Below are 6,144 nucleotides of genomic sequence, written 5' to 3'. Positions count from 1 at the left end.
TATCGCGGCGTTCCTCAGCTTGGTCTTGCTCAGCGGTTTGTCGATTGGCATAAATGCTCCGGGGTCGGGTCATGTTATGCCTCGCACACAAAATTCAGGACAGGTCCTTCGTCGGCGGGACCGGCTATAGGGCAAGTCCTGCCCCCGCGTCCCGTCCAACTGCAAGCGTGAACCTGAAGGCCATCGATCGGCTCCTCTAGGCCAAAGTGACTTTCGCCTCTTTCCCGTGTGAGGGTCGCCCTCTACCGTGCGGTCAGCTAGCTCCCGCACGAGACCCATGGCCTCACCGTACCGCCTCAAGACCCCGCTTCCCGACGACACGCTCCGTGTCCATTCCTGCGTCTCGCGCGAGGGTCTGAGCGACGCCGGCGACACCACGCTGACACTGCTCAGCGAGCGCAAGGACATCCAGGCCGCCGAGTTGCTCGGCAAGGCCGCGACGCTGACCATCGCCCTGCGCGAGGACACGCCCCGCTACCTCAGCGGCTACGTCACACGCTTCGCGCAGCGCGGCTTCGAGGGCAAGTACTGCGTCTACGAGATGCAGCTCAAGCCGTGGCTGTGGCTGCTGTCGCGCACGTCGGACTGCCGGATCTTCCAGGAGCTGTCGGTCCCCGATATCGTCAAGCAGGTCTTCGAGGACCACCCGGTCGCACGCTACGAGTTCAAACTGCTGCGCCCGTATCGGACCTGGAACTACTGCGTCCAGTACCGCGAGACCGACTTCAACTTCATCGCCCGCCTGCTGGAGCACGAGGGCATCTACTGGTACGTCGAGCATGACGAGACCGGCCACAAGGTCGTGTTGTGCGACTCGGCCAGCGGGCACGACGCCAAGCCCGGTTGCGAGTCGCTGCCGTTCTACGGCTCGGGCGCGCAGGCCGCGCCGGCGCTGGAGTACGTCCAGAACTGGGGCAGCGCCGAATGCGTCAAGCCCGGCAAGGTCGTCATCACCGACTACGACTTCCAGAGGCCCTCCAACGATCTGGAGACCAGTCGGTCCCAGCCGCGGAACTACGACTTGTCGAATGGCGAGGTCTTCGACTATCCGGGTGGTTTCATCACCGGTGCCGATGGCGCGCACTACGCCGAGGACCGCCTGGATGAACTGCAGACCGCGTTCCAGAGCCATGACGGCACGACGAATGCCCAGGGCGTCCACACGGGCCATCTGCTGTCGTTGACGCGCCATCCACGCGATGCCGAGAACGCGCAGTACCTGATCACGGGCACGCACATCACCCTCAGCCAGGCGGCCAATGAAGCGGGCTCCGGCGAGACGGCGCTGCGCTGCAGCTTTTCGTGCATCCCGGCGTCGCAGCAGTACCGCCCGCAACGCCGCACGCCCAAGCCCCTGGTGCCCGGCCCCCAGACGGCGATCGTCACCGGCCCGGCCGGGGAGGAGATCCACACGGACGTGTTCGGTCGAGTCAAGCTGCAGTTCCACTGGGACCGCCGCGGCAAGAGCGACGAGCGCAGTTCGTGCTGGGTGAGCGTCGCGCATCCCTGGGCGGGCTCGAACTTCGGCGGCATCCACATCCCGCGCATCGGGCAGGAAGTGATCGTCGGCTTCATCGAGGGCGACCCCGACGCGCCGATCATCATCGGCCGCACCTACAACGGCGAGAACCTGCCGCCGTGGGAGCTGCCCGGCAACGCCACGCAGAGCGGCTTCCTGACCCGCTCCACGAAAGGCGGCAGCTACGGCAACGCCAACGCGATCCGCTTCGAGGACAAGCAGGGTGCCGAGCAGCTCTGGATCCACGCCGAGAAGAACCAGGACATCGAGGTCGAGAACGACGAGACGCACTGGGTCGGTCAGGATCGGATGAAGACGATCGACCGTCACGAGACGGTCCGCGTCAAGGGCAACCGCACCGAGACCGTCGATCTGAACGAGCAGATCGACATCAAGCAGGACCGCACCGAACACGTCTTCGGGCGCGAGACCGTCACGGTCGACCAGAACCGCGTCAACACGATCGGTCAGAACCATCAGGAGTCGATCGGCAAGAACCACAAGACGACGATCGGCAAGAACCAGTCGATCAACGTCGGCAAGCATCTGACCGAGACGGTCGGGATGACCAACATCCAGAACGTCGGCCTGGCCAAGATGACCAACGTCGGCCTGGGCTACATGGTCAACGTCGGCGCGGCGTACAGCCTGAACACGGCCGGCCTGATGAACGTCGTCGTCGGCGCGGCCTACAACGAGCAGATCGCCAAGAGCCGGTCCATCTCGGCCGGCGACAACATCAAGATCACCGCGGCCAAGACGCTGTCCATCGTCGGCGAACAGAAGATCACCGAGAAGGGCAAGGAAGTCTTCATCGAGGGCAGCACGAAGCTGGTCCTCGCGGTCGGCGCGAGCACCATCACGATGACCGCCGGCGAGATCAACATCAACTCGCCGCTCGTGAAAATCAACTGCCCGGCCGGACCGGCGATGACGGTGGCGGCGCCGGACTCCAAGTCCACCGTGCCGAGCGGCCTCGGCCAGAACGTGGACGACATCGCCGGCAAGTCGCCGACCTTGCAGAAGGACATGAAGGAGCTGCAGGACGCGGGCTGGACGACGAAGTACGGCCCGAACGGCGGCGGATCCCACGCCGATCGCCAGAGCAAGGTGATCACCATCGATGGCGCCCTCAAGAACGATCCGGCCCAGGCCACGCAAGTCCTGGCACACGAGGTTGGACATGCCAAGTACAACTACACGCCGGACTTCAGCAGCAAGCAGAAGTATCTCGGGGGAGCGATGGCGGACGAGGGCGCGGCCACGATGAAGAACATCGAGGTCCGGCGGGAGATCCTGGCCAATGGCGGCCCGGACATCAAGATCGCCGGCAATCCGCAGAACCACGCCTCCTACAACGCCGCGTACGATCAGTACCTGAAGGATGGCAACGCGGCTTCGGCGAGAGACAAGATCGGCTCGGCCTTCGGCAACGGCGAACGTGTTTCCGGTCCCAAGAACCCGACCTACAACGAGTATTACGGTGGCTGGTATGACAAGACATTCCCGGGCAAGCCCTGAGGTCCCGAGGGCGCGCCGCTGGATCCACGCCGCGGTGTGGCTCTGCGTCGCCGCCACCACCACCATCGCCTCCGCTCAATCCCTGTCTCCGGCCAAGACCAAGATCATGAAACAACTCGACCTCTGGACCCTCGTGGATTACCTGCCGACTCGAACGCCCTTCGACAAGGACAAGATCGAGAAAGCCCTGCGGATCGTGCTCGTGCAGGACGAGGAGCTCGCCACCGGTTCGTTCGATGCCTTCAAGGGCGGCCCGGTGCTGCTGGCCGACGAGGCGCAAGTCGAATCGGCGAGCTTGCGCGTCTCCAGGACGGAGCCCGTCGACAAGTGGATCCTGAACCTGTCGATCACCGGCCGGTGCGTGGCGCGCAGCGCCGTGCTGGCGCGCGTGCCGCGCCTGCAGATCACCGGCGCGCCGCGCGGGCGATCCCTGGATGAGCAGACCTACTGGTCGAGCAAGGAGGCCTGGGGGTCGATCAGCTTCGGATTCGCGGAACGCCATCCGGACTGCCTGAGCTCGGTGCTCTTCACCGGTCCGAAGTGGTGACCCTTCCTCTCGCCCGCTGATCGAGGACTCTTCATGCAACCCGCCGCGCGCGTCACTGATCCGCATACCTGCCCGATGGTCGACCCGGGCCCGAAGCCGCACGTCGGCGGCCCGATCCTGCCGCCGGGCTGCGTGACGGTGCTGATCGGCGGGCTGCCCGCGGCCCGTCAGGGCGACAAGGCCTTCTGCGTCGGGCCGCCGGACACGATCGCGCAAGGCGAGTCGACCGTGCTCATCGGCGGCAAGCCCGCGGCGCGGCTGGGCGACAAGACGGCGCACGGCGGCGTGATCGTGGCCGGTTTCCCGACCGTGCTGATCGGCGCGAAGGCCCAGGGCAAATGCCTCATCGACGCGGCGGCCTCGGGCGCGCCGTTCGTCGAGAGCATCGACTGATCGCGGCGTGGACGAGACGCCGCAGACGGTCCGCGCGGCGCGGGCCGAGTATCTTCATGAACTGCTGTTCCGATCCGGCACGCCGGTCTTCGCGCTGCTGGACGCCGCGCGCGATCCCGGGGTCGTCAAGCTGTTGGAGACAGGCGACTGCCCCTACACCTGCCTGTATGCCGGGCACGCCGGCGAGATCTACAAGCCGTACGCGCCTTACCTGGCCCAGATCGCCCAGGGCAGCCGCGTGCTGGACGGCCTGCTGATGAAGGGGTGGGGTCGCAGCCTGGGCTACTTCATCGGCTCGCGCTCGGATCCCGCCGACCTGCTGACGCATCTGCGCAAGTTCCTGTTCGTGGATCTGCCGGGCAAGGATCGGCGCGCCTACTTCCGCTTCTACGACCCGCGCGTCATGCGCGCCTACCTGCCGACCTGCGCTCACGAGCAGCTCGACGACTGGCTGCGCGAGCACCTCGAATGGTTCGTGATCGAAGCCGAGGAGGGCGCGCAAGCCCGCGTGTTCGTGCGCACGACACCGGAGCGTCGAGCCATGATGCAGGGCACGTCGGACCGGCTCGTGCTCACCCCGATTCAATTGCCGGACGTACCGGCCTCGCCAGAGAAGGTGGCCCATGCCCCAGATTCCCGCCTCGCAATTTGATCGGCTCCTGCAGCAGGACATGCCGGCCTTCGTCGACAAGACGCTGGCGGTGGTCCGCGAGAGCCATCCCACCTATCGCCAGACCGACGACATGCTGCGCGGATCGATCCGCGGGGGCTTCAAGCGGGCGCTGCTGCATGGGCTGACCACCGACGAGCAGTTGATGGCGTACGTGCTGGTGATGTTCGCGTCCGCGCCCAACTTCGATCAGCACCCGCTCGTCGCCCGCGTGCTGGGGGATCAGCGCTTTTCCATCGAGGAGCGCTGGGAGCGCCTCTTCGAGGAGGACTTCGACGACGTGTGGGGCGAGATCGCGGAGCCCGATTTCTACGACGGCGAGTACTGGAACGACCCGACGCTGCCGAAGGCCAAGCCGCTGGGGCCGGACGAGCAACCGACCGCGGACGACTGGGCGGAACTGGTTGTCGGCTTGAAGCAGTCGCGGGGACCGGCGCCGTACCCGCCCGCGACACGGCAGGAGTTGGACCAGGCCAGGCAGGATCTCGTGGACGCGATCAAGAAGCGCCGCGAGACGACGCCCCAGGAGTGGGAAGCGAAAGCCCGGGAGGCCGCCAAGGGCCTCTCGCAGAAGCGTCCTTGAACGCGCTGTCGGGAGGGCGATAGCGTGGGACAGGAACTCGGACAACTCAACAATGCCGGCGAAGCGGCGAAGTTGGAGTCGCAACTCCAGAAGCTGACCAGCAGCAAGGAATGGGAAATCGCCCAGGGTGCGGTCGACGCGGCCGGCATCGTCGATCCGACGCCGGTCAGCGACGGCATCAGCGCGGTGATGAGCGTGGCCAAGGGCGATTGGATCGGCGCCGGGCTGTCGGCGGTCTCGATGATCCCGTACCTGGGCGATGCCGTCGCCAAGACGGCCAAGGGCGCGCGCGCGATCAAGAAGCTGAAGGAATTGACCGAGGCGATCGCCGGCACGCTGAAGAAGCTCGATGCGGTGAAGCTCGCCAACAAGAAGCTGGCCGCCAAGCGCGTGCGGGACGCGCGCAAAAAAGCGGAAGATGCGTGCGCGGGGTGCAAGCCGCATGAGAAGTACGGGGTCGACGGCGTGCCTCAGAACAAGCCGCCGAAGCAGGAATGGAAGGAAGGCACGCCGGGAAACGGCACGTTCGTGCGCCAGACCGCGGAAGGGGAACTGAAGGTCCCCTACAAGGAAGGCTATCCGGACTACTCGAAGGCCACGCTCAATGGCCAACCCGTCGTGAAGGGCAGCGTCGAGATCCCCTCGATGAATGGTTCGCAGGGGCCCCAAGGGGCGGACTTCAAGGCCGCCAGGGAAGCGATGCGGGAGAAGACTGGAAACCCGCATTGGCCCGGAAACAGCATGACCGACCCGATGAGGAACGATACGCTGCCGCCCAATCACACCTGGCACCACAAGGAAGACGGCGTGACGATGGAATTGATCCCTCAAGCCGCCCACCAGGGGGTGTCTCATACCGGCGGGGCCTCGATCGTCAAGGACCCTCGCTTCTGACCTCATGAAGGACCAGC

At 65.8% G+C, this 6,144-nt stretch carries 6 protein-coding genes; all 6 read left to right on the top strand.

Features of this window, described 5'->3' with window-relative positions:
* Nucleotides 1–277 precede the first annotated feature (277 nt).
* The 6 genes from CDN99_RS24605 to CDN99_RS24580 all read left to right on the top strand — a co-directional run bounded on the left by CDN99_RS24605 (nucleotide 278) and on the right by CDN99_RS24580 (nucleotide 6,127).
* Nucleotides 278–3,040, top strand: coding sequence for a type VI secretion system Vgr family protein (locus CDN99_RS24605; protein ID WP_088387780.1), 2,763 nt, complete (start codon nucleotides 278–280; stop codon nucleotides 3,038–3,040).
* Nucleotides 3,041–3,146: 106 nt separating this feature from the next.
* Nucleotides 3,147–3,587 carry a hypothetical protein gene (locus CDN99_RS24600; RefSeq protein ID WP_141100973.1) on the top strand — a complete coding sequence of 147 codons (441 nt, stop codon included), beginning with the start codon at nucleotides 3,147–3,149 and terminating at the stop codon, nucleotides 3,585–3,587.
* A 33-nt stretch (nucleotides 3,588–3,620) separates the two neighbouring features.
* The gene (locus tag CDN99_RS24595; RefSeq protein ID WP_088387776.1) at nucleotides 3,621–3,980 is read left to right on the top strand and encodes a PAAR domain-containing contractile injection system baseplate protein; all 360 of its coding nucleotides are present in this window, start codon (nucleotides 3,621–3,623) and stop codon (nucleotides 3,978–3,980) included.
* A gap of 7 nt (nucleotides 3,981–3,987) precedes the next feature.
* Nucleotides 3,988–4,632 carry a DUF4123 domain-containing protein gene (locus tag CDN99_RS24590; protein WP_088387774.1) on the top strand — a complete coding sequence of 215 codons (645 nt, stop codon included), beginning with the start codon at nucleotides 3,988–3,990 and terminating at the stop codon, nucleotides 4,630–4,632.
* Nucleotides 4,604–5,233, top strand: a complete 630-nt coding sequence (locus tag CDN99_RS24585; RefSeq protein WP_088387772.1) for a hypothetical protein — start codon at nucleotides 4,604–4,606, stop codon at nucleotides 5,231–5,233. The genes CDN99_RS24590 and CDN99_RS24585 overlap by 29 nt, the downstream gene beginning before the upstream one ends.
* A 189-nt stretch (nucleotides 5,234–5,422) precedes the next feature.
* The gene (locus CDN99_RS24580; protein WP_158218954.1) at nucleotides 5,423–6,127 is read left to right on the top strand and encodes an HNH endonuclease; all 705 of its coding nucleotides are present in this window, start codon (nucleotides 5,423–5,425) and stop codon (nucleotides 6,125–6,127) included.
* The last annotated feature ends 17 nt before the right edge of the window (nucleotides 6,128–6,144 follow it).

This window comes from Roseateles aquatilis, from assembly GCF_002205645.1.
Lineage (GTDB): Bacteria > Pseudomonadota > Gammaproteobacteria > Burkholderiales > Burkholderiaceae_C > Roseateles > Roseateles aquatilis.
This window is presented reverse-complemented; position numbering and strand designations above follow the sequence as displayed.